This window comes from Nocardia sp. NBC_00565 (assembly GCF_036345915.1).
GTDB lineage: Bacteria > Actinomycetota > Actinomycetes > Mycobacteriales > Mycobacteriaceae > Nocardia.
The window spans coordinates 1,606,494-1,632,763 of sequence record NZ_CP107785.1; the positions used below are offsets into that span (position 1 = coordinate 1,606,494).

A 26,270-nucleotide genomic window follows, 5' to 3' on the forward strand; every position below is an offset into this window, starting at 1 on the left:
GGCGGCGTACCGCTACTTGGTGACCAAAGCCGGTGTGGTGCAGGTGGCCTCGGAGACATTGGGAATGCAGACGCCCGCGGCCTCCGACAGCAGTAGTGCCCCGCCGACCAGCGCGGCGACGGCGATCGCGCCGAATACCAGCACCCACAGCAGTGCGGGCAAATGGGTGAGTCGCGCCAGCTGATCGGCGTCGGAGTCCGCGCCCTGCGGCATTCTCGAGCGCCGGGCCCGCCCGCGCTGCAACTCGACGACCGGCCGGGTGCCCGCCAGCAGCAGGAACCACGCGCCCAGGTAGGCGAAACCCGCCTGCACCGTATCGGTCCCGAACCAGGACACCGCGAAGACGATGGCGCCCAAGCCGAATACCGTCAGCAGCCCGTAGAAATTGCGCACCTTGATCAGGACGGCGGCGAGCAGGACGATCGCGGTCCAGAGCATCAGGGTGATCCGGTTCGCGCCGAGCAGCGCGGCGAAGACCAGACCGAGCAGCGGTGGCGATGGATAGCCGGCCATCGCGGTCAGAATCATGCCGAGGCCGTAGGGCTTACCGCTCGATACCGTCAGGCCGGAGGTGTCCGAATGCAGCGTGATGCTGTTCAGCCGGCGACCGGTCAGCAGCGCGAACAGCGCGTGGCCGCCCTCGTGCGCGATGGTGACCACATTGCGGGTGATCCGCCACAGCGGGCTGTATCCGACCAGAATCAGCGCCGCTACTCCGGTCGCGACGACCAACCACCATGGCGGCGCTGCCTGGGTTGTGGTGAGCCGGTCCGCGATGGACGCGCCGCGCTCGACGAATTCCGCTGTATGCACCGCCGCACCTTATCCGGCCGCGGCGAGCTTCGCTGGGTCGTCGCGAGCGAGTGAGCTCACACAGTGACGATCTCGCCGAGGGCCGCCGATCGACGCGCGGCGTCGAGCAATCGCAGCGTGGTCACGGCGTCGCGCGGGTCGACGGGAACGGGCGCGCCGTCGAGAATCGCGGCGGCCATGGCGGAGTAGAACGCCGGATAGTCGCCCGCGAGCGTCGGGAAGGGGCCGATCTCGGGTTCCGCGCCCAGCAGGCCCCACCGTTCGGATTCGACTGTGCCCCAAGGCCCGTCACCGTCATCGGGTCGGCGACCGGCCCGCAGCGCATCCTCCTGCGGATCCAATCCATAAGTGACATAACCGGCTTCGGAACCGAGCACCCGCAACCGCGGCCCCAGCTGTGGTGTCACCGCGCTCATCCATAAGTGCGACCGCACGCCGCAGGTGTGGGTGAGTGCGACGAAGGCGTCGTCATCGGTCTGGATTCCCGGCCGTCGCCGATCCAATTCGCCGTAGACCGAGTGCACCGGACCGAACAGCGTCACCGCCTGGTCGATCAAATGGCTGCCGAGGTCGAACAGCAGACCGGCCCCCTCATCCACGGAGCCGATCTCGCGCCAGCCACCCTTGGGCACCGGCCGCCACCGCTCGAACCGGGATTCGAACCGCCGCACCTCACCGAGTCGGCCGTCCGAGATCAGTTGCCGTACGGTCCGGAAATCGCCGTCCCAGCGCCGATTCTGGAACACCGACAGCGCCACCCCGGCTTGCTCGGCCCGTGCGATCAGATCCTCGCCCTCGGCCGCATTCACCGTGAACGGCTTGTCGACGACCACCGGCAGTCCGGCGTCCAAGGCCTGCCGGGCGAGGGGTGCGTGCGTCCGATTCGGCGTCGCGATCACCACCAGATCGATCGCCGCGATATCGGCGAACAACTCGTCCGCGCTCGCGACGACCCGTACTCCGGGATGTTCGCGCCGCGCCTGCTCGGCGCGCTCGGCCGATGCCGTGACCACCGTCGCCACCCGCATCCGCGGCTGCGCGGCGATCAACGGCGCGTGGAAGACCGACCCGGCCAAGCCGTATCCGACAATGGCGACCTGCAGGCTGCTCATCTGCCCGACGCTACCGTCGCGTGCACCGCTGGTCGTACGCCAGGCGCCCAGATCGGCGAGAGATGACGCGACAACTAAACGGAGTATCGATCTCCGTTTTCGGTTAGGATTACCTATGTCGAGATCCCCGGAGTTCCACCTTCCAAGCAAGGGGCGAGTCCATGACCGAGAGTGATGCAGTAACGCAGTTCGATCCGGCGAAGATTGATTTCGAACAGGCCTATCAGGACAAGACCCTCATCGAGGGCGTCGATATGGGCCGATTGCCGTGGGATATCGGCAGACCCCAGCCGGTGCTGGTCGAGTTCGAGCAGGCGGGCGGCGTCAATGGGCAGGTGCTCGACATCGGGTGTGGGCCGGGAGATAACGCCATCTATCTGGCGGGCCTGGGCTATCAGGTGGCCGGATTGGACGCCGCGCCCACTGCCATCGAGGAGGCGCGCGCTCGCGCCGCGGCACGCGGTGCGGCCGTACCGTTCTCCATCGCCGACGCCACCCGACTCGACGGATATGACGATCGCTTCGACACCGTCATCAGCAGCGCCCTGTTCCACTGCCTCGCGCCCGAGCAGCGCCGCGATCACGTCGCCGCATTGCACCGCGTGATGCGTCCCGGTGCCCGGCTCTTGCAGTGCTGTTTCGCCGATACCGACCACAGTGCGGCCTACGCCCCATACGCGATCGGCGAAGACGAACTGCGCACTTGCTTCGCCGCACCCGGATGGTCGCTGAACGCGCTGCGGATCGACCGGATGGTGACGATCACTCCACCGCCGCCGGTGCGAAAGATCTTGGCGGAGCGCGGATTCGAACCCGAGTCCGCTGCGACGGGCGCGCTGTTGCTGCCGATCTGGGTGCTGCAGGCCCAGCGCGTCTGATCGCGGCCGAGCACGCGGACCGATCGGATTCGAAAGTCATTCGGTCCGCGAGCAATACGGCGAAGGTGAGCGCACGCGCCCGGCCGCATCGGAGCGGTAGGCTTCGTCAGATGGTGCCTGTCTCCCATGTGGCCGCTTTCGCCGTCGCGGCGCTGCAATGGGAGACGCCGGACGCCGATTCGCGCCGTATGTTCCGCCAAGGCGTGGTCGTCGGCGCGACGAACCCTAAGACGATCGTCTTCTTCGCCGCCGTACTGCCCCAGTTCGCCGAGCCGTCGGCGGGCGCGCTGCCGTTGCAACTGCTGACCCTCGGCGCAATCGCCCTTTGCATCCAGATCCTCTCGGACGGAACGTGGGCCATGATCGCGGGCACCGCACGAGCCTGGTTCGTCCGCTCACCCCACCGTCTCGAATCCGTCGGCGCGACCGGCGGTTTGATGATCATCGGCGTCGGCGCGAGCGTCGCCCTGAGCGGCACCAACTGACCGCTCGGCAAGCTATGCGCGATTGGTGGTGTTCCAGAACCCGATCCAGAGCGCACCCCACCAGCAGGCTTGGGAGATCAGCAACGTCAGTGCGCCGCGGACGATCAGCGCGCGGTCGAGGACGCCACCTCGGGCCGCGACGCGGTCGGTGAACGCCGAGGCCTGGAGTCCGTTCAGCGTCAGGACAACGACCAGGGCCATCTTCGTTTGCGTGGTGTGGTTGGCGATATTCGGCTCCAACAGCACGCCGCTGGCGACCAGGCCGATGACACCGAGCCAGATCGGCAGTTGTAAACGATCGGCGACGGTCAGCATCTCGTGCAACGGCGTGCGCCCCAGCACCCAGGCGACAGCGAAATAGTCCACGGCCAGCACCGCGCCGAAACCGAGGACCAGTGACGTGAGATGGATGAGCAATGCCGCGTGATGCAACCCCGGCGTGCAATGCAATTGGGTCGACAGCCAGATCGCCGTGCCGAGCCCGGCGCACGTCGCCGCAGTCCGGACCGCGAATCCGCGCCGGGTCTGCGCTGTTGCGCCCACGAACGCCGTCATGGGCGCTGCCCGAAGTCGCGGCCTTGCATTGTCGATCCTCACTCACACACGCCGCCCGACCATATTGAGGTTAGGCAGACCTAATACTAGTGTGTCCGATTTCGGTCGAGATCAACAGGGGCTTTCGGCGGTTATCGGCGCGCCGCGGCCGTGTACTCCTGTTCCGGGCGGCCGGTGGTGCCGTAGCGCAGGCGCATCTGGACGGTGCCCGCGGCGACGAGGGTGGCCAGGTAGCGCTGGGCGGTGGCGCGGGAGATGCCGATGGCGGTGGCCACCTCGGCGGCCGACAAAGGTGCGGTGGCTTCGAGGATGGTGTGCAGGACAAGGTCTTTGGTGGGGGAGGCGATGACACTGGCCGCGGCGGCGGGGGCGGAGGTCGGGCGCAGCGCCTGGAGGGCGGCTTCGATGCCCGCGTTATCGATCTGGGGTGCGGTCAGGGTGCGGCGGTAGCGGGCATATCCGGCGAGGCGGGCGGCCAGCATCGTGTGCGGGAAGGGTTTCACGAGGTAGGCGAGCGCGCCCGCGGCGAATGCCGATCGAACCGTGGCGCTTTCGGTGGCCGCGGACAGCACCATGGCGTCGCAGTGCAGTTCACGGACGAGGTCGACGCCGGAACCGTCGGGCAGGTAGACATCGACCAGCGCCAGGTCGATCACGTTGGCGGCGTTGAGTTCCCGCGCGGCGGCCAGGGTATTGGCGGTGCCCGCGATCGTGAAACCCGCAATGGATTCGACGATTCCGGCGTGCAGGTTGGCCACCCGGAAGTCGTCGTCGACCACCAGCACGGTCAGATCTGTTGCGGCCATGGCATCTCGCTGTCTACCAGTACTCCGGGGATTCGGGCGATGAATTCGGCACCGGTCAGTGGCGGCGATCCGCTACGCGCGCTGGCGAGGTGAACATCGCCGCCGTGTGCGCGAGCGATCTGCCGGATCAGCGCGAGGCCGACACCGCGCCCGCCGGGCACGCCGCGGTCCTCGCGGGTCGAGGTGCCCTCGGTGAACAGCGTGTCGATCATCTCGGGTACGACTCCGTCACCGCTGTCCGCCACCGCGATGTGCAGCGTCGAATCCTCCTGCACCAGTTCGACTTCCACCTGCTTGGTGGAATTGTCGGAGACCCGCGCCGCCTCGATGGCATTGTCGAGCAGATTGCCGAGCACCGTGGTGACATCGACGGGTTCGGCGAGATTGCCGTCCACCCAGGTATTGGGTCCGAGCACGAGTTCCACGCCGCTCTCCCGCGAATGCGCCGCCTTCGCCGCGAGGAACGCCTGCAGATACGCATCGTGGATCGCGTCGATCCCGGGCGTCGCCGCGCCGAGTGGTCCCGCGCCGATCAGCTCATCGATCACATGGGACGCCTCTTCCGTGCGTCCACCGTGTAGCAGCCCGCTGAGTAGGTGCATCTTATTGGAAAATTCGTGGCGCTGGGCGCGCAGCACGGTGCTCATCGACTGCACGGCGTCGAGTTGGCGGGTCAGCGCCTCCACATCGGTGCGATCGCGCACAGTGAGCACCGCGCCGAGATCGCGACCGTCGCGGGTGACCGGCCGGGCCGCGACCACCACGATATGCGAGCCGATGGTGGCGGGTGTCGGTTGTTCGTCGAGCGCACGGAAAACCTCCAACACCCGTGGCGTCAAACCGATCTCGTCGACCGGCCTGCCGATATCCGCGCTGATCCCCAGCAGCCGCCGCGCCTCATCATTGACAAACGTTGTGTGCCAAGAGGAATCGACGGCGAGCACACCACGGCCGATGCCGTGCAGCACTGCGGCCTGACCTTGGACGAGTTCGGCCAGTTCGGCGGGCTCGAGTCCGAGCGTCAACCCGCGCCAGCGGCGCGCCAGTAGCGCCGATCCGGCGATGCCGACCAACAGTGCCGCGGCGATCAACAGCGCGGCGGTCTGCAGATCGGAGAGCAACTGCCCGCGAATCGCGGTCGTGGAGATGCCGACGCTCACCGCGCCCACAATCTGTTCCGAATAGGGTTGCACGACAGGAACTTTCGCACGTACCGAGGGGCCGAGTGTGCCGAGCTCCTCGACGATCACCTCCCGGCCCGCCAGCGCCCCCGACGGATCCGTGCTCACATGCTCGGTCAGCCGCGCCGCATCCGGGTGCGCCAGCCGGATCCCCACATCGTCGGTGATCACCACGAACAACGCCCCGGTGCGCTGTGTCGTATCGATCGCGATCCGTTCCAGCGGCCCGGCGGCGAGCTGATCGTGCTGCTCGGGTGTCACCGTGCCCGGCGCGTACCGAGCGACCTCCTCGCGCACCACCGGATCGGCCGCGATGGTCCGCGCGATGGCCAGCGCACGCTGCCCGTACTGATCGTTGAGCCGTCGATCGCTGACATAGCCGAATACCGCGAACGCGACGCCGAGGGCCAGCGTGATGATCACGATCTGCAGCAACAGCACTTGGGTACGCAGCCGGAGGTGTCCGGTCGCGCCTCGTCGTGCTGTGCCCACTCTGGCCATTTCCGCAGCATAAACCACTTGGATACCTGTGAGCAGAATGCGCACAACCTTCGAATCGGCGCTTTGCGCCTCTTGTGCGCACAACCCTCGAAGTGTGACCCGGCCCACGTAGGTTCGCTCTACCTGATCCGCTAGGAGCAAGAAAAATGACCGAACCACTCATCGAGCTGCGGAGCGCGACGAAGCGCTTCCCCGGCTCGGGCGGCGGCATTCACACCGCCGTCCGCAATCTCGACCTCGCGGTCCAGCCCGGCGAATTCGTCGCCGTGGTCGGCCCTACGGGCTGCGGAAAATCAACCACCCTGTCGTTGGTCTCCGGGCTGGAACCGGCCTCGGCCGGCCGGACGCTGGTGCGCGGCAAGGATGTCGACGGCATCCCCGACGGCATCGGTTACATGTTCCAGCAGGACGCGGTGCTGCCGTGGAAGAGCGTGATCGATAACGTCGCCTTCGGCCCGCGCCTGCGCGGCGCGTCCAAGGCCGATGCCCGCGAGCAGGCCCACGGCTGGGTGCGCAAGGTCGGTCTGGGCGGCTTCGAAAGCTACTACCCGCATCAACTCTCCGGCGGTATGCGTAAGCGGGTCGCGCTGGCGCAGACGCTGGTGAACGATCCCGAGATCCTGCTGATGGACGAGCCGTTCAGCGCGCTCGACGTACAGACCAGGCAGCTGATGCAGGACGAACTGCTGCGCGTCTGGGCGGGCACCGGTGCGGCCGTCATCTTCGTCACCCACGATCTGGAAGAGGCCATCGTGCTCGCCGACCGGGTGATCGTGATGACCGCGAGCCCGGCCACGGTCTGCGGCAACTTCCAGGTCTCGCTGGAACGTCCGCGCAATGTCGAGGAGGTCCGGCTCACCAACGAATTCCGCGACATCTACAAGGAAATTTGGGAAACGCTGCGCGATCAGGTCGAGGCAGCCCGAGGCAAGGGAGCCTCCCGTGTCGCATAACGTGCTCGAAGATGCGGCGAAGTCCGCGCCCGAGGTCGAAGTCGAAACCGAGGAGCAGATTCTCGCGCGCGTGCGGACCAACGCCTGGCGCAACCGGCTGCGCACCTGGGGTCTGCGGGCCGCGCTGGTCGCGGTGTGGCTGGGGGCCTGGGAGCTGACCGCCACGCTGTGGATCGACCCGTTCTTCTACTCCAAGCCCTCGCTGATCTGGGACCGCCTGGTCGAATGGTTCACCGAAGGAACGCAATTCGGCTCGATCTGGCTGCAGATGTACACCACCGTGCAGGAAGCGGTGCTGGGCTTCGCGATCGGCGCGGTGGCCGGTGTCGTGCTCGGCACGCTGCTCGGCCGCAGCAGGTACTGGGCCGAGGTGCTCGCGCCGTTCATCAAGGCGCTCAACGCCGTTCCGCGCATCGTGCTGGCGTCGCTGTTCATCATCTGGTTCGGTCTCGGGCTCAGCTCGAAGGTCGCGACGGTCGTCGTGCTGGTGTTCTTCGCGGTGTTCTTCAATGCCTTCACCGGCGCCCGTGAGGTCGACGGCAATGTCATCAACAATGCCCGCATCCTCGGTGCGAGCAAGCGTCAGGTGCTGAGCTCGATCGTGCTGCCCAGTGCGACCACCTGGATTCTGTCCAGCCTGCACACCGCCTTCGGCTTCGCCCTGATCGGCGCGGTGGTCGGTGAATACGCCGGTGCCAGCAAGGGTTTGGGCCTGCTGATCAGCAATGCCCAGGGCACCTTCGACTCCGCGGGCATCTATGCGGGCATGATCATCATCACCGTGATCGCGCTGCTGGCCGAATGGGCGATCGGCGTCGCCGAGGGGCGATTGCTGAAATGGCGTCCGTCGCAGGCGACCTCGAACGCCGGGATCTGATCATGAGGTATGTCAAGCATCTCGTGGTCATCATCGGAGTCATCGCGGCGCTGCTACTGGCGACCGGATGCCGGGACTCCCGGACCATTCCGATGGCGAACGGGCGGCCGCAGATCACCATCATGGTCGGCGGTCTGGAGAAGGTGATCTACCTGCCCGCCATGCTCACCCAGCGGCTCGGCTTCTTCGAGCAGAACGATATCGACGTGAAGCTGCTCGGCGAACAGTCCGGCGCCAGCGCCGAAACCGCGCTGCTCACCGGTGATGTGCAGGCCGTGGTCGGGTTCTATGACCACGCCATCGACCTGCAGGCCAAGGAACAGTGCCTGACCTCGGTGGTCCAGTTCGCCGATGTGCCGGGCGAGGTGGAACTCGTCTCCAAGGCGGATTCGGACACCATCAAGTCGCTGGCGGATCTGCGCGGGAAGAACCTGGGCGTGACCTCGCTCGGTTCGTCGACCGACTTCCTCACCCAGGCGCTCACCGGACAGGAAGGTATGACCACCGCCGACTACACGCGCGTGAAAGTCGGTGCCGGCCAGACCTTTATCGCCGGCATGAACCACAACGGCATCGATGCCGGGATGACCACCGACCCGACGGTCGCCACCATGGTGAACTCCGGGGAGGCGAAGGTTCTGGTGGATATGCGCACCGAGGAGGGCACCCGCGCCGCATTGGGCGGGCTGTACCCGGCGTCGTCGCTGTACATGCGCTGCGACACCGTCGACGCGCATCCGGATATCGTGCAGAAGATCGCGACCGCGTTCGTGCAGACCATGCGGTGGATCAAGACGCACTCGGCGCAGGAGATCGCCGACAAGATGCCGTCGCAGTACGCGAGCGGTGGCAAGGAGCTCTACGTCCAGTCCATTCGCGATTCGATCGGTATGTTCAACGGCACCGGTTTGATGAAACCCGAAGGCGCCCAGAATGTGCTGAACGTACTCGGCAAGTACTCGAGCAATGTGCGGCCGGTCAAGGACCGTATCGATCTGTCGAAGACCTACACGACCAAGTTCGTGGAGGAGGCGCTGCGCGCGAATCAGCAGTAGCGACACCACGAAATCCCATGGCGACGGGCGAACATCCCGTCGGCCATGGGATTTCGGCCGTTATCGGAGTGCTTCGACCTCGGCCGCGGTGGGGTAGGACTCCTGCGCACCGGCCTTGGTGACCGCGGCGGCACCGACCCGACTCGCGTAACCGGCCGCGACAGCGAGTGATTCGCCGAGTCCGAGCCGCCAGGCCAATGCCGCGGTGAACGCGTCACCGGCCCCGGTTGTATCGACGGCCGCCACCCGCACCGAGGGCACACGGGTCATACCGTCGGCGTCGGCCACCAACGAACCCGCCGCGCCCAGTGTGACGACAACCGACCGCGGGCCCAGCGCCAAGAGCGCCGCGGCCCATTCTTCGGGCTCGATCCCCGGGGCAGCACCGAGCAGTACGCGCGCCTCGTGCTCGTTCACGATCAACGGGTCACAGGCCGCCAATACTTCCTGCGGCAATGCCCTGGGCGGCGACGGATTCAAGACGAACCGGTTGTGCGGCAAGAGATTCCGCACGACTTCCACAACCGTCTCCAGCGGGATCTCCAGCTGTGTCGAGACCACCTGTGCGGCACGGAAGAGAGCCGCCGCGCCCCGCGCATCGCCGGGCGTGAGTCGACCGTTGGCTCCCGGTGACACCACGATGCTGTTGTCGCCGGACGGATCCACCGTGATCAGCGCCACCCCGGTGGGCGCGCCGCCCACCAGCACACCCGCCGTATCCACCCCGGCTTCGCGTTGCGAGTCGAGCAGTAGCCGCCCGTGCGCGTCATCGCCGACCCGCGCCAGCAACGCCGTGCGCGCCCCGAGGCGAGCGGCCGCGACCGCCTGATTGCCGCCCTTGCCGCCCGGATGCACCGCGAGATCGGATCCGAGCACCGTCTCCCCGGCCGCGGGTCGCCGCTCGACACCGATCACCAGATCGGCATTGGCCGATCCGACAACGAGTAGGTCATACATCGGTTGCCTCCCAAGACATGTCGGAAAACTCATCCACCGAAACCGGCCACATTCTCTATGGTGACCACCTTCACCGGCACCTTCACCGTCTGCTCGACCTGCTTGCCCTGGGCCGCGAGCAGCGCGTTGCGCACCGCGATCCGGCCGAGTTCCTTCGGCTGCTGGGCCACTGACGCGAACATCGTGCCCGACTCGACCGCCTGCAAACCATCCGGTGTCCCATCGAACCCGACGACCTGCACCGCGGTCCCCGCCTTCGCCCCGAGCGCTTTGATCGCGCCGAGCGCCATCTCGTCGTTCTCGGCGAAGACGCCATTGACATCGGGATGAGCTTGCAGCAGATTCGTCATCACGTCCAGGCCCTTGGTGCGATCGAAATCAGCGGGCTGCTCGGCGACCACCGTGATGCCCGGGTAGGCCGCCAGCCCCTCGGCGAAGCCCGCGCCGCGCTCGCGGCTGGCCGAGGTGCCCGCCTGCCCCTGCAGGATCACGATGGTGCCTCGGCCACCGAGCTTTTCGGCCAGCGCCCGTGCGCCGAGCCGGCCGCCCTCGACATTGTCGGAGGCGACGAGTGCGGTCGTATCGGCCTTGTTCACACCTCGGTCGATGGCCACGACGGGCACGCGGGCCTTGTTCGCGGCGCGCACCGCGGGCCCGGCCGCATCCGAATCCACCGGATTGACAATGATCGCACCGACATTCGAGCTGGTGAAGTTCTGCAGCTGATTGGCTTGCTGGGACGCGTCGTTCTGCGCGTCGGTCACCGTCAGGTCGACGCCGAGCTTGTTCGCCTCATCCTGTGCGCCTTCCTTGATCTGTACGAAGAAGGGGTTGTTCAGCGTGGACAGGGACAGTCCCAGCTTCGGCGTCGACGAGGACGAGCCGCTGTGCACGAACGACAGCGCACCGACTGCGGCCACCGCGACCACGGCGGCCAGCGCGTATGTCAGTGCCTGACGGCCCTTTCCGCCGGGAGCGCTCGCGCCGGCCGCCGCCGATACCGTTCCGGTCTTGCGCCGCAACGTATCCAGCAGCACCGCCAGCGCGATGACCACGCCGATCACCACCTGCTGCCAAAAGGCCGAGACGGAAAGGAGATTGAGGCCGTTGCGCAGCACCGCCAGAATCAGCGCGCCGACCAGCGTCCCGGATGCCTTACCCGTGCCGCCGGCCAGACTCGCGCCGCCGATGACGACCGCGGCGATCGCGTCGAGCTCATAGCCTTGCGCCGCCTGCGGTTGCGCCGAGGAGAGCCGAGCGGCGAGGACGATGCCGGCGACGGCGGCGAATAGCCCGGCCAGAGCGTAGATGACGACCTTTTGCCGCTGCACCCGCAGACCCGACAGCCGGGCCGCCTCCTCGTTGCCGCCGATCGCGTACATGGCGCGACCGATGTAGGTGCGCCCCAACACGAATGCCGTGATCAACCCCATCACGATCATCACCAGGACCGGAACCGGCAGCCAACCGCCGAGGGTGTCGCCGAGGTGCGAGATCGAATCCGGGAAGGCGATCGGGCTGCCCTGCGAAATGACCAGGGACAGACCGCGCCCCACCGAGAGCATGGCCAGCGTCGCGATGAACGGCGGCAGCTTCCCGTAGGAGATCAGCACACCATTGACGAAGCCGCAGGCGATGCCGGTCGCGATTGCGAGGAGCACTGCGAGCCAGACCGGGACGCCCGCCGAGGTGGCGCTCCAGGCCAGCACCGTGGCCGAGAGCGCGGCCACCGAACCGACCGATAGATCGATGCCCGCCGAGACGATCACGAAGGTGACGCCGAACGCGAGAATCGCCGTAACCGCTGCCTGCACACCGATATTCAGCAGATTGTTCGTGGTCAGGAAGTCGCCGGACAGCGCCGACATGGCGATGACGAGGACGATGAGCGCGGTGAGCGCGCCGTTGTCGAGCAGGAGACGGCGCAGGCCACGCGCGCCGGTTGTGCTCTCGAGCGTGTCAGTGGCCACGGGTGGTCTCCAGTTCGGTCGATTCGGTGGACGGGGTGCTGACGGCCAGTGCCATCACGGCGTCTTGGGTCGCCTGGTCGGCCGTGAGTTCGCCGGCGATCCGGCCCTGAGCCATCACCAGGACCCGGTCGCTCATACCGAGCACCTCGGGCAGATCGCTGGAGATCATCAGTACGGCGGCGCCTGCGGCCGTCAATTCGTTGATGAGCTGGTAGATCTCGACCTTCGCGCCGACATCGATGCCGCGCGTCGGCTCATCGAGGATCAGTACCTTGGTGTCGGCCAGCAGCCACTTGCCGATCACGACCTTCTGCTGATTGCCGCCGGAGAGCGTGCGCACGTGCTGGCCGAGGCCCGCCATCCGGACACCGAGCTGTTCGGCGATGCGGGCCGCGGCCTGACGTTGGCCGGTGCGGTCGACGAGTCCGCCTCGGGTCGCCGAACGCAGTGTGACCAGGCCGAGGTTCTCGTCGACCGAGGCGTCCAGGACCAGCCCCTGGCCCTTGCGGTCCTCGGGGACGAGGCCGATTCCGGCGGTGACCGCGGCGTTCACGTCGTGGCGGCGCAAGTCGGAACCTGAAACCTGCACCGCGCCTTGGTCATACGGGTCGGCGCCGAAAACCGCGCGTGCGACCTCGGTTCTTCCGGCACCGACCAGTCCCGCGACGCCGACGACCTCACCCGCCCGCACCTGGAAGCTCACGTCGTGGAAGACGCCGTCGCGGGTGAGCCGGTCGACGGTCAGCAGCGCCGTCCCGACCTCGGCCCGTTCCCGCGGATACTGCTGCTCGATCGATCGCCCGACCATCAGGCGGACGAGTTCGTCCTGGGGCGTGCCGGCGGGCACCTGCCCGACGCTCCTGCCGTCCCGGATCACCGTGACCCGGTCGCCCAGCGCTGCGATCTCCTCCAAATGATGGGTGATGAAAATGATGCCGACGCCGTCCGCGCGCAGCGTGCGCACGATCGCGAACAGCCGCTCCACCTCCTCGGAGGTGAGCACCGCGGTCGGTTCGTCCATGATCAGCACCCTGGCCCGCAGGCTCAGCGCCTTCGCGATCTCGACCATCTGCAACCGCGCGATGCCGAGTTCACGCACTCGCGCTCGCGGGGATACGGGCACGCCCACTCGCTCGAGCAGTTCGGCGGCATCGGCCTCCATCCGCTTCCGGTCGATCATCCCGAACCGGCGGGGCTGGCGGCCGAGGAAGATGTTCTCGGCGACGGTCAGATCGGGAATGAGGTTGAACTCCTGGTAGATCGTGGCGATGCCGAGACGCTCGGAATCCTGTGCCACGTGGATGTGCGCCTCGGAGCCGTCGACCAGGATGCGTCCGCTGTCGGGCCGGTACGCGCCGGACAGCATTTTGATGAGCGTGCTTTTGCCAGCGCCGTTTTCGCCGAGTAGGACGTGCACCTCACCGCGCCGCAGATCGAAGTCGACGCTGTCGAGCGCGACGACGCCGGGAAAGGCTTTGCGTATGCCTTCGATGCGCAGCAACTCGTCCGGATCGTTCACGAATCGCTCCTTTGTGCGGTGGCCGTCTCGCCGCAGGAGCGACGCACGACGAGCCGGGCCGGAAGGGTGACCGACCGCGGTGGCCGGCCTTCGATACGGTCGATCAACGCGCGGACCGCCGCCCGGCCGAGGTCACCGGTCGGCTGGGCGATCGCGGTGATCGGCGGATCGGTGTGCACGAACCACGGGATGTCGTCGAATGCGGCGAGCGCGATGTGCTCGGGAATCCGCAGCCCGCGCGCGCGAATGGTGTCCAGCGCGCCGAGGGCCATCAGATTGTCCGCGGCGAAGATGACCTCGGGCGGATCGGGCAGGTCCAGGAATCGTTCGGTCGCGCGGTGTCCGCTCTCGGCTTGGAAATCGCCCTGGCCGATGTAGGCGTCGGGCAGGGCGATCCCGTGTTCGGCGAGTGCTGCGCGGAAAGCGTCGACCCGTTCGCTGCCGGTTGTGGTGGTCGCGGGACCGGCGATGATCGCGAGTTTGCGGTGGCCGAGTCCGTGTAGGTGGGCGACGAGATCGCGGACGGCGGCACGGCCGTCCGCGCGGACCACCGGCACCTCGACGCCGGGAATCCATCGGTCCACGAAGACCATCGGGGTGCCCGCACGGACCGCGTCCAGTATCAGCGGCGAACCGCCATCGGCGGGGGAGACCAGCAGGCCATCGATGCGTCGGTCGAGCAAGCTGCGGATGTGGTGATCCTGCAGGTCCGGACGCTCGTCGGCATTGCCGATGATGACGCTGTAGCCCAGTGCGCGGGCCTGTTCCTCGACCGAGCGGGCCAACTCGGTGAAGTACGGGTTGAGCAGATCGCTGATGACCAGGCCGAGGGTGCGGGTCTGGTCGGTGCGCAGTGAACGGGCGACGACGTTCGGGCGATAACCGAGCGATTCGACGGCGGCCAGGACGCGGGCGCGGGCGTCCGGGCTGACCGAGGGGTGGTGGTTGAGCGCGCGTGACACCGTGGCGACGGATACGCCCGCCTCGGCGGCGACATCCTTGATGCTCGCCATCGCGACCCACCTCCTCGTGTAATCGTTTACACAGAGATTGGAAACGATTACACGGGGCTAGGTCAAGTCCTGGATCGATGTTTGTGCAGCAGCGTGCGCCGGTCGGCTACGGTCTTCGTGTGCATGGGGTGTTCAGCGGTGACGTGAGGTCTGATGCGATTGCGACTCCGGTTCGGCTGCCGCCCTGGCGCAGACTCGAACTGGCCGACGGGACCAGGGTGCTCGCCCGGACCGCACCCGGTGAAGTTCCGGTACTGCTACTGCACGGTTGGGCGCTGACCGCCGACGTCAACTTCCTGCATCTGATGCGGCCGGTCGCGGATCAGCACGGCGTGGTCGCCATGGATATGCGCGGGCACGGCCGTGGCCCCCAACTGCGGCGGCGGGAGCGATTCGATATCGCGCAGTGTGCCGACGATGCCGCCGCGGTGCTCGATGCGCTGGGCGTCGATCAGGTGGTCGTCTGCGGTTATTCGCTCGGCGGGCCGGTCGGGCTGGAATTCGCACGGCGACACCGGGATCGGGTGGCCGGACTCGTATTCGAGGCCACCGCACTGTCATTCGACAATCTCGCCGATCGATTCGGCCGTATCGCGTTTCGTGTGCTGCGTCCGTTCGCGCAGTGGAGTCGCGGGCTCGGTCGATCGATTCCGTTGCAGTACTTCCGGAAAGCGCGCAGTGAGCGGATCGCGCAGATCTGGCCGTGGTTGCGCAGCGAATTGGTGCAGTGCCATCCGCGGGTCATCGTGGATGTGATCCTGGCCGAATATGCCTTCGATTTCCGTCCGTACGTGTCATCGATCGCGGGATTGCCTGCCGCAGTGGTGGTTACGGCGCGCGATGGTGCGGTGCCGCCGAAGGATCAGCGTGCCCTTGCGGCGGAGTTGAACGCGACCGTGATCGAACTCGACGCAGGGCACGAGGTGTTCCTGAGCGATCCGGAGATCTATGTGCGGGCGACACTCGACGCGATCGATATGGTCCTGCGGGGCTGAATCCTCGCGTCCCGCCGCATATGTGACGGGACGCGAGACGAATCAGTTTGCGACTTCCTCGGTTTCGCCGACCTTGAACTCCGCCTTCCACTCGCGGAAGCCTTCCTCGGTCCGGCCGCGCCGCCAGTAGCCGGAGATCGAGGCCGCCCACTCGGCGCTCACGCCACGCTCGCGGCGGACGTAGCGCCGCAGATCCTGCATAACGGCTCGGGCCTCGCCGTGGATGAAGACCTGGACCTGCCCGGCACGCCACGCGGCATCGCGGACCGCCTCGGCCAGCACCTCACCCGGCTCACGCGCGCCGCGATGCAGCCAGGTCAGCTCCACCCCGGTCGGCTTGTCCAGCTTGATCTCGTCATCGGGCCCGGCCACCTCGACGAAGGCGTACCCGACCGCATCGGCGTGCATACCCTCCAGCGCGGCCGCGATCGCGGGCAGCGCCGCCTCATCGCCCGCGAGCAGATGCCAGTCCGCATCGGCGCGCGGCGCATAGGCCCCGCCCGGTCCGAAGCAGTCGATGGTGTCGCCCGGTCGCGCCGAAACCGCCCACGGTCCGGCGATGCCCTCGTCGCCGTGATAGACGAAATCCACGGCCAACGCGCCGGCATCCGAGTCGACCGAGCGCACGGTATAGGTGCGCAGCACGTCGATCCCGTTCTGCGGAAAAATGAACTTCACATACGAATCGGTGAACTCACTCGGCCGGAACGCGGTGAAACCGGGTCCGCCGAAATGCACCCGGATGAGGTGCGGGGTCAATTGCTCGGTGCGTAGCACTGTCAGGGTGGTACGGGGTCGTGCCAAGGTGACCTCCACTAATCGCAAATTAGGCTTACCTTACCAACCGTACCTGTTTCGGTTCACGATGAGGGTTACCGCAGACGCGCGAGCCGTCGATATCGCAGGATGACGGGCATGACACAGACCGTGCCGACCGCTGTCCACACTGTCCGGCAACGCTATCGCGAGCCGAATCCGATCGAGCCGACGCAGTGGAATCCAGTGCTCCAGGTGCTGCACGAGCACCGCTCGGTGCGTCGCTACCTCGCCGACCCGGTCTCGGAGGACACCCTGCGGGTACTGATCTCCGCCGCGCAGTCCGCACCGACGTCGTCGAACCTGCAGGTGTGGAGCGTCATCGCGGTGCGTGATCCGGCCCGTAAGGCGCGGCTGGCCGCGCTGGCCGGTGGCCAGGCACATATCGAACAGGCCCCGGTCCTGCTGGTGTGGACCGCCGACTTCGCGCGTCTGCGTCAGCTCGCCGAAGACCACGGCGCGCCGCTGGAAGGAGCCGACTACCTCGAGTCGAGCTACGTCGGGTTCATCGACGCCGCACTCGCGGCCCAGAACGCGGTCATCGCCGCGGAATCGCTCGGCCTCGGCACCGTGTACATCGGCGCGATCCGCAACAATCCGGAAGCCGTTGCGGCCGAACTGAATCTGCCCGAACGGGTCTTCGCCGTCTTCGGTCTCGTTGTCGGGCACCCGGATCCGACCGAGGACGCCCGCATCAAGCCGCGGCTACCGCAGGCGGCGGTGCTGCATCACGAGACGTATGACCTTGCCGCACAACGTGAACACGTCACCGCGTACGAACAGCGAATCGGTGAGTTCTATGCCGAACAGCAACTCGCCCATTCCTGGACCGAACGCGTGCTCGCCCGCCTCGCCTCCGCCGCCAGCCTCAACGGCCGCCACCGCCTGCGAGCCGCGTTGAACGGCCACGGCTTTCGGCTGCACTGAGCGCGACCGCTGTCCGTTCGGCGGTGGGGCTACCGGACTCCGGACCGCGAGCCGGTAGCGTGACGGGCTGATCGATCGGAGAAGGGGAAGGAATCGTATGACAGCCTCTGACCGTCAGCTACGAGCGGACGCGGCGCTATCCGACTCGCCGGAATCGGGTGAGGAGGGATACTCCCGGGGGCTGAGCCCGCGGACCATCCAGATGATCGCGATCGGCGGGGCGATCGGCACCGGCCTGTTCTATGGTGCGGGCGGTGCGATCGAGCAGGCCGGGCCCGGGCTGATTCTGGCCTATCTCGCGGCGGGGCTGGCGATCTTCGTGATCATGCGGGCGCTGGGGGAACTGCTGACCTACCGGCCGATCTCGGGCAGCTTCGCCGAGTACGCGCACGAATTCCTCGGGCGTTTCGCGGGATTCGTCACCGGCTGGTCGTACTGGGCGGTGTGGGTCGCGACCTGCATGGCCGAGATCACCGTCGCCGGGAAGTACGTGCAGTACTGGTTCGATATCGAACCGTGGATCACCGCGCTGGTGGTGCTCGCGGTGATGTTCTGTGCGAACCTGATCTCGGTGCGGCTGTTCGGTGAGGGCGAATTCTGGTTCTCCGCCATCAAGGTCACCGCGATCATCGCGATGATCCTCATCGGCATCGGCGTGCTGACCATCGGCTTCGGGCATGCCGCCAACCCGACGGTCACCAACCTGTGGGCCGACGGCGGGGTATTCCCGAACGGGTTCGGACAGTCGCTGCTGGTGCTGCAGATCGTGCTGTTCGCCTATGTCGGTGTCGAACTGGTCGGTATGACCGCGGGTGAGGCGCGGGAACCGCGCAAGACGCTGCGCAAGGCGATCAATACGTTGCCGTTCCGCATCGGGCTGTTCTATGTCGGCGCGCTCGTAGTGATCATGTCCGTGGCGAGCTGGCGCAATTTCCATGCGGGCAAGAGCCCGTTCGTAGAGGTGTTCCAGCAGATCGGCATTCCGGGTGCCGCGGGCATCATCAATTTCGTGCTGCTCACCGCCGCGCTGTCGTCGTGCAACTCGGGCATCTACTCCACCGGCCGCATGCTGCGGACGCTGTCGCTGCACGGGGAGGCGCCGGCCAAGCTGAACAAGCTCAGTTCGCGCGCGGTGCCGTACGCCGGCATCGCCGCCTCGGCCGCCGCGATGGTCATCGGCGTGATCGTCAACCTGATCTCGCCCGATAAGGCGTTCAACTACATCACCTCGGTCTCGACCATCGGCATCATCTTCGTCTGGGGCATGATCCTGGTCTGCCACTTGATCTATCGCGCCAAGGTCGGCCGCGGCGAACTCCCCGCCAGCGACTACCGCCTGCCCGGCGCGCCGATCACCACGTGGCTGGCGCTGGCCTTCCTGGGTTTGGTTGTCGTACTACTGTTTTGGACCGAGACCGGTCGCACCGCGGTTATTGTCGGTGCGGTCTGGGGTGCGCTGGTCTGCGGCGGCTACGCGGTGATGACCAAGCTCGGCAAAGGACGCCACGTCACCGAACCCGTGGCCCAGCAGGCGAATTCCAGCTGAGGAGGCGCATGGTCGCTCGCCCGTGCCCGGCTGGAACCCGACCGGCCCGCGGTCTACGCGGGGCAGGTCGTCATCTACGGCGTCACCACGTCCGACTGCCGGATAACCTCACACAGGTGCTGTCGTCTTACGCTCCGTGCCGGCCAGTGCGGTGATCTCGGCGGCGGCACGTTCGCCCGAGCGGATGGCCCCGTCCATGTATCCCATCCAGATCGTCGCGGTTTCGGCTCCGGCCCAATGGATTCGGCCGATCGGGGTCCGCAATGCCGGGCCGTACTCGGTCCAGGTGTTCGGCGGCATGAAAGCTCCGTAGCAGCCGCGGGTCCACTCGTCCGCGGACCAGTCTTGCTCGATGTAGTCCTTCGGGGTCGCCGCCGCGGGTCCGAAAAACCTTGTCAGACTGGACAGCACGATCTCGCGCCGCTCCGCCGAGGTGTAGCGGCCGAGCCGCCTGGCGTCGCCGCCTTCCAGGAAGGCGAGCAGCACACCGGGATTGCCGTCGGGTGGGGAGTTGTCGAAGGTCACCTTCACCGGTCCGGTCGCGGCCGTGACTTGACCGGATAATCCATCGGCACGCCAGAAGGGGCTGTCGTAGACGGCCATTGTCTTGATGACCGAACCGTTCGGCATCCGTTGGGTGAGCTGGTCGCGGTCGGCGGGCAGCGCGGGGGAGTACACCAGTCGACCGGCCAGCGCCGGGCTCATCGCCACGATCACGCGCCGCGCCGAGATTCGGGTGTCATCGCCGTGCACGACCACGGATCCATTGGACTGTTCGATCTTGCGCACCGGCGTATTCAGCAATACGTGCTCGCCCAACTCGGCGGCCAGCGCCAAGGCGATCCGCTGGGAACCACCCACGATGCGGGTCTGCTGTGCGCCGCCGTCGGTTTCGATCATCGGATCCACACCACCACCGGCATGGAGGTAGGCCAGCAGATGCAGCAGCGACACGTCGGCGGGGTCGGCGGCCCATACCGCCTTGCAGACCATCGTGATCGCCTGTCGTGCGACGCCGGAGTGCAGGTTGTGCCGCATCCAGGATTCGACGGTCTCGGCATCCCACTGCCCGGCCCGCGCCGCCGACCACGGCGCGTCCGCCGGCACCGTGCGCGACATCCGATCCAGCCGCCGCAGGCCGATGAACGCTTCCAGCAATGCGGGCGACGCGATCAGCGGTACTCGGCCGCGGTAGCGGCGCAGCTTCCCGCGATGCTCGAACAGATGCCGACCGTCGGTAAAGGTGGGGAACGTCTCCAGCCCTAATTCCTCGATCAGCGCCAGCACCCGGTCCTGACCGGGACCGACCCACTGCCCGCCGACCTCGACGATCTTGTCGTCCCCGATCGGATGGTTCAGCGTCCGGCCGCCGACGCGGTCCCGCGCCTCGACGACCACCACCTCCAGCCCGTTGCCGCGCAACTCCCGCGCGGCCGCCAAACCGGCCAGACCAGCGCCGATCACCGCGACATCCACCGTGCGTTCCAGACCCATGGCGACCACCGATCCACCCGTGACCGATCGACTCGGTCGTGTGCTCCGACGCTAGGACCAGCGGCCGACGCCGTCAATTACCCGAATGTGCCGTCTTGTGTCGAGCCCGCGATCGTCCCACTGTGATCATGGGAGGGGATCATATGAGGGGACGATCGACGCTCACCGACCCGATGCGCTCATGGAGGCAATCGTGACCGAGCAGACGCTGGCCGAGCTGATATCCGGCGACTTACCTCCGGGCATCGCCGCCCTCGCCCCGCAGGTGCAGGCCGAGCTCGCCACGGCGCTCATGGACGCCCGCTGGCGGCAGGCCGACGAACTCAAGGGCGGGGCCTTCGCGATGCTGGACTTCCTGCCACGCTTCCTGCGTGGCGCGGTGAAGAAGGCGGCCGGACTGTGACCGAACCGAAGCACTCGGTCCAACTGCTGAAACTCGCACGGACACTGGGAGTTCCGGTCGATCAGCTCGCCTACCTCACCGAGGTGCCCGATCAGGACCTACGCGAATTCCGCCATCGGAATACCGCAGCACGCTGGATGTCCTCCCCTACTCCGCAGTCGAAGCAATCCGCGCCGCCGCCGAAAAACTCCCTACCGCACAGCGCGAGCGCGCACTGACCGAAATCGCTGATCGGCGTTCTGCTCTCTAGGCGGTATTCGTGCCCCGGCGCGGCATCATCGAGGATGCGATCACCATCACTGATGCCATCACCGCGACCGCCAGGAAAACCAGATGCACCGCCGAGGACAGTAGCGCGGGAGCCGGGTGGTCGCCGTCGCCGACGCGCGAGTTCACGATCGCGCCGAACACCGCGACACCGACCGCACTGCCCAGCGACCGGGAGAACATGTTCGCTGAGGTGACCACACCGCGCTCGGTCCACTCCGCACTGGTCTGCGCCGCGATCAGCGTGGGCGTAGCCACCAGGCCCATACCGGTGCCGATCATGAAACAGGAGGCGGCGACCTGGATCAACGTCGAGTTCTCATCGATCAACAACGTGGTCGCGGCGCCGAGCGTGGCCAGGGTGCTGCCGATCAGCGCGGTCGCGCGAAATCCCACGCGCAGGTACACCTTTCCGGCCTGCGAAGCTGCCAGCGGCCAGCCGAGCGTGAGCGCGCCGACCGTGAGTCCGGCGACCAGCGCCCCGGTGCCGAGCACACCCTGGGTGAAAGTCGGAACATAGGAGGTCAATCCGAGCAGGATGGCCCCGACGAGCACGGACACCAGACTGCTCGCGATGATCACCCGCCGAGTGAATACCCACAGTGGCAGAATCGGATTCGCGGCCCGCCGCTGCACCAGACCGAACAGTCCGAGCATCAGCGCCCCGCCGACGAAGATGGCGATGCTGGTCGGTGACGACCATGCCCAGGCCTGCCCGCCTTCGAGCAAACCGAGAATCAACGCCCCCGCGCCGACCGTGAGCAGTGCCGCGCCCAGATAGTCGACGCGCTGCTTGCGCCGCGGCGTGCTCTCCTCGAAGTTGCGCACCAGCATCCACCCGGCCAGCGCGGACAGCGGAATATTGACCAGGAAGATCCAGCGCCAGCTGACGTACTCGGCGAACACCCCGCCCAGCAGCGGCCCGACCACCGACGACATCGCCCACACGCTGGCCAGATAGCCCTGTACCTTGGCCCGTTCGGTGAGCGTGTACAGATCGCCGGCGATCGTCATGGTCATCGGCATGATGGCGCCCGCGCCGATACCCTGCACGGCCCGGAAGATGATCAGCCCCAGCATGCTGGTCGCCACACCGCACAGCAGTGAGCCGAGCGCGAATATCGCGATGCCGAACAGGATCACCGGTTTGCGCCCGACGGTATCGGCCAATTTGCCGTAAACCGGAACCGTAACCGCTTGCGTCAGTAGATAAATCGAGAAAAGCCACGGGAATTGGGAGAATCCGCCGAGGTTGTCGGTAATGGTCAGCACCGCGGTGGCGATGATCGTCGAATCCAGCGCCACCAGCGACGTCGCGAGCATCAGTGAGGCGAGAATCGCACCCCGATCGGATCGCAGGCCGATCGACGACTGCACTGCCTCGGTTGCCACCGACGGCCCCTCTCGTTCGCTCGACTAACCACCTCGAAGCAACGTATCGCGGCCGCAGCTATTCCCGCACGGAAATATTTCCGCCCGCGCTCAGTCGGACGTGGCGGCGAACTTGGCCGCGATCTCCTGCGCGGTCACCTTCGCCAGTTCGACGAAGAAGGGGACCCGTTCGGGAATCATCAGCGTGGTCGGACCGCGCAGGCCGAGGGCGAAGCGGCAGCGTCCCTGCCGATCCAGGATCGGCATGCCGATGGTTCGGAAGCCCGGATCGAGTTCCTCGTCGTTGTAGGCGTAGCCGCGTTCGCGGGTCGTGGTCAGTTCCCGCCGCAGTTCGTCGGGGCCGGAGACGGAGCGTTCAGTGCCCTCTTCATAAGGGAGCGTACGCAATTCGTCGTCGGAGGTCTGTGACCAGGCAAGTAGCGCCTTGCCGAGGGCGCTCGCGTGCAGCGGCAGTCGCACGCCCTGCAGTCGGTGGCCATCGGTCTCGCGCCAGCGGCTGGTGCCCAACAGCACCGCGTGGATATCGTGCCGGGTCGCCACCGACGCGCTGGCACCGGTGGTATTGGCGAGCTGCTCGAGATACGGCTCGGCCAGGTAGATCCGGTGCTGGCGGTAGGCGATCTGGCCGTATTCGGCGAGCGCGCCGCCCATGCGGTAGCGGCTGGATTCGGCGTTCTTCTCCAGGAAGCCCGCTTGTACCAGCGCCGAGAGCAGGCGATGGGTGGTGCTCACCGCGAGCCCCTGTTGCCGTGCCACCTCCGAGACGCCGCGCTCCTCGCCGCCGCGGAAACAGTCCAGGACCGACAGGGCGCGGGCGACGGTTTGTACGCCGGAAGGTTCCACGCTGCGACGCTAACACAGGTTCGTGCGTGGATCCGCGCTGAGCTTTCCGATATGTGGAAAGTGCAGTTGGGATCAGAGTCTGGATGTGCCCAGTAGTCCGGTGTGCCGCCGGAAGGTTGGACGGTTTTGCCTGGAGAGCATCGACCTGTACATCTACGCTGATCTGTCAAGCTTTCCAATCTTTGGAAAGCATTCCCTCGTCGCCGCGCACCCTCATCCCTACTGTGCGAGAGGCAATGATCGACAATCCGGAACAGGAGTCTCCACGATGTCCCGCAGGCGAGCCCTCATGCGTATCGCGTTCGCGATCGCTCCCGTCGTCGCACTCGTCGCCGGGTGTGGCTCCGGTGCCGACGGCGGTGGCGACAACCCGTCCATCGTGCTCAAGGTGGTCGATCCCGGAAACTCCGGGCCGATCGCCGTTGGCAAGCGCGACGGCACCTTCGACGCCGCGCTCGCCCCGCTCGGCGCCAAGATCGAATGGGTCAACACCACGCCGGGTTTCAGCTCCATGCTGAAGCTGTTCAATACCAAGGAACTCGACGTCTCGGGCGCGGCTTTCAGCCCCGTGGTCGGCGCGCTGTCCAAGGATGTCGGGGTGCGCATCGTCGCCGTACAGGACCCGGCAGGCAAGGACCAGAGTGGGATCATCGCCGCACCCGGATCCGGCATCCGGTCGGTGACCGATCTGGTCGGCAAGCGGGTCGCGGTGAATCCGGCGGCCAAGGGTGAGTACATCCTGCTGAAAGCCCTGGCGCAGGCCGGGATTCCGGCCGATAAGGTGACCAGGGTCCCGCTGCAGCAGAAGGATGCCGCATCGGCCTTCGCCACCGGCAAGGTCGACGCCTGGGCGTCGTTCCTGATCCCGTACCAGGAGGCCAAGGCCAACGGCGGCATCGAGATCGCGACCGAGCAGAGCATCGGTTCCAAGGACAACTCGGTCGTGGTATTCCGCACCGAGGTACTGGATCGGTATCCGGCCGTCGCGGCCAAATATCTCGAAGTGCTGCAAGGACTTACCGCGAAACAGCGGGCAAATCCCGCCGAATTCGAGAACGTCTTCGAGAAGTCCGGCCCCAGGGCGCTGTCGGGTGCACGGCTGGCGGACGCGGTGCGGGTCGATGGCGAGGCCACCGTGCCGCGGCTGCCTTCGCCGACGGACGCAACGGATCTGAACGATGTGGTGAACCTCTTCGTCGACAACGGGGTGATCAGCCGCAAGATCACCGCCGACGACATCTTCTACGATCTGCGGTCCAAGCTGACACCGGAGCAGCTGGCTGCGGTCAAGGTGGGCAGTTGACATGACGGTGCCCACCCTCGCGGATCCGGTGCTGGCCGCGCCGCGCAGCCGCGTCGAACGGCGCAGGCCCACCTGGCTTTCGGTACCGCTGCGATTTCTGCTGCCGGTGTTGATCTTCGCGGCCTGGTGGCTCGGTACGGCGACCGGCGCGGTCTCCGAACAGGTGATCGCCGGACCGCCGAAGGTGTGGACGGCCTTCACCGAACTGCTCGACAGCGGCCAACTCGTGGACTTCGCAGTCGCCTCGTTCATCCGGGCGGCCGCCGGCGTCGCGATCGGTGTGACCGTTGGGCTGGTGCTCGGTCTGCTGTCCGGATTGTCGAGTCTCGGTGAGGAACTCGTCGATTCGACCATGCAGATCGTGCGGGCGGTGCCGTTCCTTGCCTTGGTGCCGCTGTTCATCGCCTGGTTCGGCATCGACGAGCTGTACAAGGTGCTGTTGATCGCGGTGGCGACGGTTGCGCCGATGTATGCCTACACCTATCTCGGGGTGCGCAATGTGGATCGCAGAATGGTCGAAGCGGCACGTGGTTTCGGGTTGCGCGGGGTGCGGCTGGTCGGCGAGGTGATCTTGCCCTCGGCACTGCCCGGCATCCTGATGGCGTTGCGCGTATGTCTGTCCATCAGCATTACCGGACTGATCGCGGCCGAACAGGTCGGCACGCGCGAGGGTGTCGGGTATCTGGTCACACTGGCGCAGGAGTACAACCGCACGGACTACATGGTGCTGTGTGTCGTGCTGTACGCGTTGCTCGGCTTGGTGTTCGACGGTGTGGTCCGGTTGATCGAGAAGTTCGCGATGCCATGGCGCAAGCAGGTGGCGATCCGATGACTGCAACGGTGGCACCGACTGCCACACAGTTCCCTGCTTCGGGAAGCGCGGAGCCGACCGTAGTTTCGATCACCGGTCTCCGGAAGGCCTTCGGCACCAAGACCGTTCTCGACGGTGTCGACCTGACCATCCGCCGCGGCGAGTTCGTGGTGCTGCTCGGACCCAGCGGTACTGGCAAGACCACGCTGCTGCGCCTGCTCACCGGCCTGGAAGTACCCGACGCGGGGGAGGTACTGGTACCTGGTAGGCGCACTACCGTCTACCAGGAGCCGCGCCTCATCCCCTCCAAACGGGTCCTGGCCAATGTCATTGTCGGCCAACCCCGTTCCCGCAAACACCGCGAAGCGGGTCTGCGAGCACTGGCCGAGGTCAATCTCGACGGCAAGGCCCGCCAATGGCCCGCGACCCTGTCCGGCGGCGAGGCGCAGCGGGCGGCCTTGGCGCGCGCCCTGGTCCGCGAACCCGAATTGCTGCTGCTGGACGAGCCGTTCGCCGCTCTGGACGCGCTCACCCGGTTGCAGATGCAGGATCTCGTCGGCGATCTGGTCGCGCGCCATCGTCCGGCGGTGCTCATGGTGACCCACGATGTCGACGAGGCCGTCCGGCTGGCCGACCGCGTGCTGATCCTCGACCACGGCCGTTTCGCCGTCGACGAGCGCATCGATCTGACCCGTCCGCGCGACCGCACCAACCCCGAAACCATCCGCTATCAAGCCGAATTCCTCGCCGAGCTCGGCGTCGGACCGAGCCGGTCCGGCCGCGAGAGCTGATCCATCA

25 protein-coding genes and 2 pseudogenes are annotated in these 26,270 nt (G+C 66.7%); 13 read left to right on the top strand and 14 right to left on the bottom strand.

Going from position 1 to position 26,270, the window contains the following annotated elements; translation table 11 throughout:
* Positions 1 to 12 precede the first annotated feature (12 nt).
* Positions 13 to 813 (bottom strand): M50 family metallopeptidase, encoded by an 801-nt coding sequence (locus OG874_RS07775; protein WP_330254435.1) that lies wholly within the window; start codon positions 811 to 813, stop codon positions 13 to 15.
* Between the two features lie 56 nt (positions 814 to 869).
* Positions 870 to 1,925: a Gfo/Idh/MocA family protein gene (locus OG874_RS07780; RefSeq protein WP_330254436.1), complete on the bottom strand. Its 1,056-nt coding sequence runs from the start codon at positions 1,923 to 1,925 to the stop codon at positions 870 to 872.
* A 161-nt stretch (positions 1,926 to 2,086) separates the two neighbouring features.
* On the opposite strand from OG874_RS07780, the gene OG874_RS07785 reads away from it, so the two are divergent.
* Both OG874_RS07785 and OG874_RS07790 read left to right on the top strand, forming a co-directional pair.
* Positions 2,087 to 2,803, top strand: coding sequence for a class I SAM-dependent methyltransferase (locus OG874_RS07785; RefSeq protein WP_330254437.1), 717 nt, complete (start codon positions 2,087 to 2,089; stop codon positions 2,801 to 2,803).
* 143 nt (positions 2,804 to 2,946) lie between these two features.
* Positions 2,947 to 3,288: pseudogene (locus tag OG874_RS07790) on the top strand (LysE family translocator); the annotation flags it as partial.
* A 12-nt stretch (positions 3,289 to 3,300) separates the two neighbouring features.
* Here OG874_RS07790 and OG874_RS07795 read toward each other — a convergent pair.
* From OG874_RS07795 to OG874_RS07805, 3 genes are all read right to left on the bottom strand, one after another.
* Positions 3,301 to 3,843 carry a hypothetical protein gene (locus tag OG874_RS07795; RefSeq protein ID WP_330254438.1) on the bottom strand — a complete coding sequence of 181 codons (543 nt, stop codon included), beginning with the start codon at positions 3,841 to 3,843 and terminating at the stop codon, positions 3,301 to 3,303.
* A gap of 131 nt (positions 3,844 to 3,974) precedes the next feature.
* A complete protein-coding gene (locus tag OG874_RS07800) occupies positions 3,975 to 4,649 on the bottom strand; it encodes a response regulator (protein WP_330254439.1) in 675 nt (224 codons plus the stop codon).
* On the bottom strand, positions 4,631 to 6,331 hold the full coding sequence (locus OG874_RS07805) for a sensor histidine kinase (protein ID WP_330254440.1): 1,701 nt from the start codon (positions 6,329 to 6,331) through the stop codon (positions 4,631 to 4,633). Before OG874_RS07805 ends, OG874_RS07800 begins: the two co-directional genes overlap by 19 nt.
* A gap of 146 nt (positions 6,332 to 6,477) precedes the next feature.
* On the opposite strand from OG874_RS07805, the gene OG874_RS07810 reads away from it, so the two are divergent.
* Genes OG874_RS07810 through OG874_RS07820 form a run of 3 tightly spaced genes read left to right on the top strand, consistent with a single transcriptional unit; the run spans position 6,478 to position 9,216 of the window.
* Complete coding sequence (locus tag OG874_RS07810) at positions 6,478 to 7,284, top strand: ABC transporter ATP-binding protein (protein ID WP_330254441.1); 807 nt, start codon at positions 6,478 to 6,480, stop codon at positions 7,282 to 7,284.
* On the top strand, positions 7,274 to 8,161 hold the full coding sequence (locus tag OG874_RS07815; protein ID WP_330254442.1) for an ABC transporter permease: 888 nt from the start codon (positions 7,274 to 7,276) through the stop codon (positions 8,159 to 8,161). The genes OG874_RS07810 and OG874_RS07815 overlap by 11 nt, the downstream gene beginning before the upstream one ends.
* A gap of 2 nt (positions 8,162 to 8,163) precedes the next feature.
* Entirely contained in the window at positions 8,164 to 9,216 is a 1,053-nt protein-coding gene (locus OG874_RS07820; RefSeq protein WP_330254443.1) for an ABC transporter substrate-binding protein, read from the top strand.
* A gap of 60 nt (positions 9,217 to 9,276) precedes the next feature.
* Here OG874_RS07820 and OG874_RS07825 read toward each other — a convergent pair whose 3' ends face one another.
* The 5 genes and pseudogenes from OG874_RS07825 to OG874_RS07840 all read right to left on the bottom strand — a co-directional run bounded on the left by OG874_RS07825 (position 9,277) and on the right by OG874_RS07840 (position 14,675).
* Positions 9,277 to 10,173, bottom strand: coding sequence for a ribokinase (locus tag OG874_RS07825; RefSeq protein WP_330254444.1), 897 nt, complete (start codon positions 10,171 to 10,173; stop codon positions 9,277 to 9,279).
* A gap of 29 nt (positions 10,174 to 10,202) precedes the next feature.
* Positions 10,203 to 11,102 carry a substrate-binding domain-containing protein gene (locus OG874_RS44655; protein WP_442943382.1) on the bottom strand — a complete coding sequence of 300 codons (900 nt, stop codon included), beginning with the start codon at positions 11,100 to 11,102 and terminating at the stop codon, positions 10,203 to 10,205.
* A gap of 78 nt (positions 11,103 to 11,180) precedes the next feature.
* Positions 11,181 to 12,041 (bottom strand): annotated as a pseudogene (locus OG874_RS44660) (ABC transporter permease); the annotation flags it as partial.
* Positions 12,042 to 12,132: 91 nt separating this feature from the next.
* Positions 12,133 to 13,662 carry a sugar ABC transporter ATP-binding protein gene (locus tag OG874_RS07835; RefSeq protein WP_330254446.1) on the bottom strand — a complete coding sequence of 510 codons (1,530 nt, stop codon included), beginning with the start codon at positions 13,660 to 13,662 and terminating at the stop codon, positions 12,133 to 12,135.
* A complete protein-coding gene (locus OG874_RS07840) occupies positions 13,659 to 14,675 on the bottom strand; it encodes a LacI family DNA-binding transcriptional regulator (RefSeq protein WP_330254447.1) in 1,017 nt (338 codons plus the stop codon). Before OG874_RS07840 ends, OG874_RS07835 begins: the two co-directional genes overlap by 4 nt.
* A 143-nt stretch (positions 14,676 to 14,818) precedes the next feature.
* Between OG874_RS07840 and OG874_RS07845 the strand changes: the two genes are divergently transcribed.
* The gene (locus tag OG874_RS07845; RefSeq protein ID WP_330254448.1) at positions 14,819 to 15,670 is read left to right on the top strand and encodes an alpha/beta fold hydrolase; all 852 of its coding nucleotides are present in this window, start codon (positions 14,819 to 14,821) and stop codon (positions 15,668 to 15,670) included.
* Positions 15,671 to 15,712: 42 nt separating this feature from the next.
* Here OG874_RS07845 and OG874_RS07850 read toward each other — a convergent pair whose 3' ends face one another.
* Positions 15,713 to 16,474 carry a siderophore-interacting protein gene (locus tag OG874_RS07850; RefSeq protein ID WP_330254449.1) on the bottom strand — a complete coding sequence of 254 codons (762 nt, stop codon included), beginning with the start codon at positions 16,472 to 16,474 and terminating at the stop codon, positions 15,713 to 15,715.
* A 111-nt stretch (positions 16,475 to 16,585) separates the two neighbouring features.
* Between OG874_RS07850 and OG874_RS07855 the strand changes: the two genes are divergently transcribed.
* Positions 16,586 to 17,413: an NADPH-dependent oxidoreductase gene (locus tag OG874_RS07855; protein WP_330254450.1), complete on the top strand. Its 828-nt coding sequence runs from the start codon at positions 16,586 to 16,588 to the stop codon at positions 17,411 to 17,413.
* 97 nt (positions 17,414 to 17,510) lie between these two features.
* Positions 17,511 to 18,959 carry an amino acid permease gene (locus OG874_RS07860; RefSeq protein ID WP_330254451.1) on the top strand — a complete coding sequence of 483 codons (1,449 nt, stop codon included), beginning with the start codon at positions 17,511 to 17,513 and terminating at the stop codon, positions 18,957 to 18,959.
* 108 nt (positions 18,960 to 19,067) lie between these two features.
* Here OG874_RS07860 and OG874_RS07865 read toward each other — a convergent pair whose 3' ends face one another.
* On the bottom strand, positions 19,068 to 20,453 hold the full coding sequence (locus OG874_RS07865; protein ID WP_330254452.1) for a flavin monoamine oxidase family protein: 1,386 nt from the start codon (positions 20,451 to 20,453) through the stop codon (positions 19,068 to 19,070).
* 193 nt (positions 20,454 to 20,646) lie between these two features.
* Here OG874_RS07865 and OG874_RS07870 point away from each other — a divergent pair, with 193 nt between their 5' ends.
* Together OG874_RS07870 and OG874_RS07875 are read left to right on the top strand one after the other, a co-directional pair.
* Positions 20,647 to 20,856 (top strand): hypothetical protein, encoded by a 210-nt coding sequence (locus OG874_RS07870; RefSeq protein WP_330254453.1) that lies wholly within the window; start codon positions 20,647 to 20,649, stop codon positions 20,854 to 20,856.
* Positions 20,853 to 21,074, top strand: coding sequence for a hypothetical protein (locus OG874_RS07875; protein ID WP_330254454.1), 222 nt, complete (start codon positions 20,853 to 20,855; stop codon positions 21,072 to 21,074). The genes OG874_RS07870 and OG874_RS07875 overlap by 4 nt, the downstream gene beginning before the upstream one ends.
* Positions 21,075 to 21,102: 28 nt before the next feature.
* Here OG874_RS07875 and OG874_RS07880 read toward each other — a convergent pair whose 3' ends face one another.
* Together OG874_RS07880 and OG874_RS07885 are read right to left on the bottom strand one after the other, a co-directional pair.
* On the bottom strand, positions 21,103 to 22,515 hold the full coding sequence (locus OG874_RS07880) for an MDR family MFS transporter (protein WP_330254455.1): 1,413 nt from the start codon (positions 22,513 to 22,515) through the stop codon (positions 21,103 to 21,105).
* Positions 22,516 to 22,605: 90 nt separating this feature from the next.
* Entirely contained in the window at positions 22,606 to 23,358 is a 753-nt protein-coding gene (locus OG874_RS07885) for an IclR family transcriptional regulator (RefSeq protein WP_330254456.1), read from the bottom strand.
* 268 nt (positions 23,359 to 23,626) lie between these two features.
* On the opposite strand from OG874_RS07885, the gene OG874_RS07890 reads away from it, so the two are divergent.
* From OG874_RS07890 to OG874_RS07900, 3 genes are read left to right on the top strand one after another with little or no spacing between them, the layout of a single operon-like run.
* The gene (locus OG874_RS07890) at positions 23,627 to 24,661 is read left to right on the top strand and encodes an NrtA/SsuA/CpmA family ABC transporter substrate-binding protein (protein WP_330254457.1); all 1,035 of its coding nucleotides are present in this window, start codon (positions 23,627 to 23,629) and stop codon (positions 24,659 to 24,661) included.
* 1 nt (position 24,662) lies between these two features.
* Positions 24,663 to 25,493: an ABC transporter permease gene (locus OG874_RS07895; RefSeq protein WP_330254458.1), complete on the top strand. Its 831-nt coding sequence runs from the start codon at positions 24,663 to 24,665 to the stop codon at positions 25,491 to 25,493.
* Positions 25,490 to 26,263 (top strand): ABC transporter ATP-binding protein, encoded by a 774-nt coding sequence (locus OG874_RS07900; RefSeq protein ID WP_330254459.1) that lies wholly within the window; start codon positions 25,490 to 25,492, stop codon positions 26,261 to 26,263. Before OG874_RS07895 ends, OG874_RS07900 begins: the two co-directional genes overlap by 4 nt.
* Positions 26,264 to 26,270: the final 7 nt, after the last annotated feature.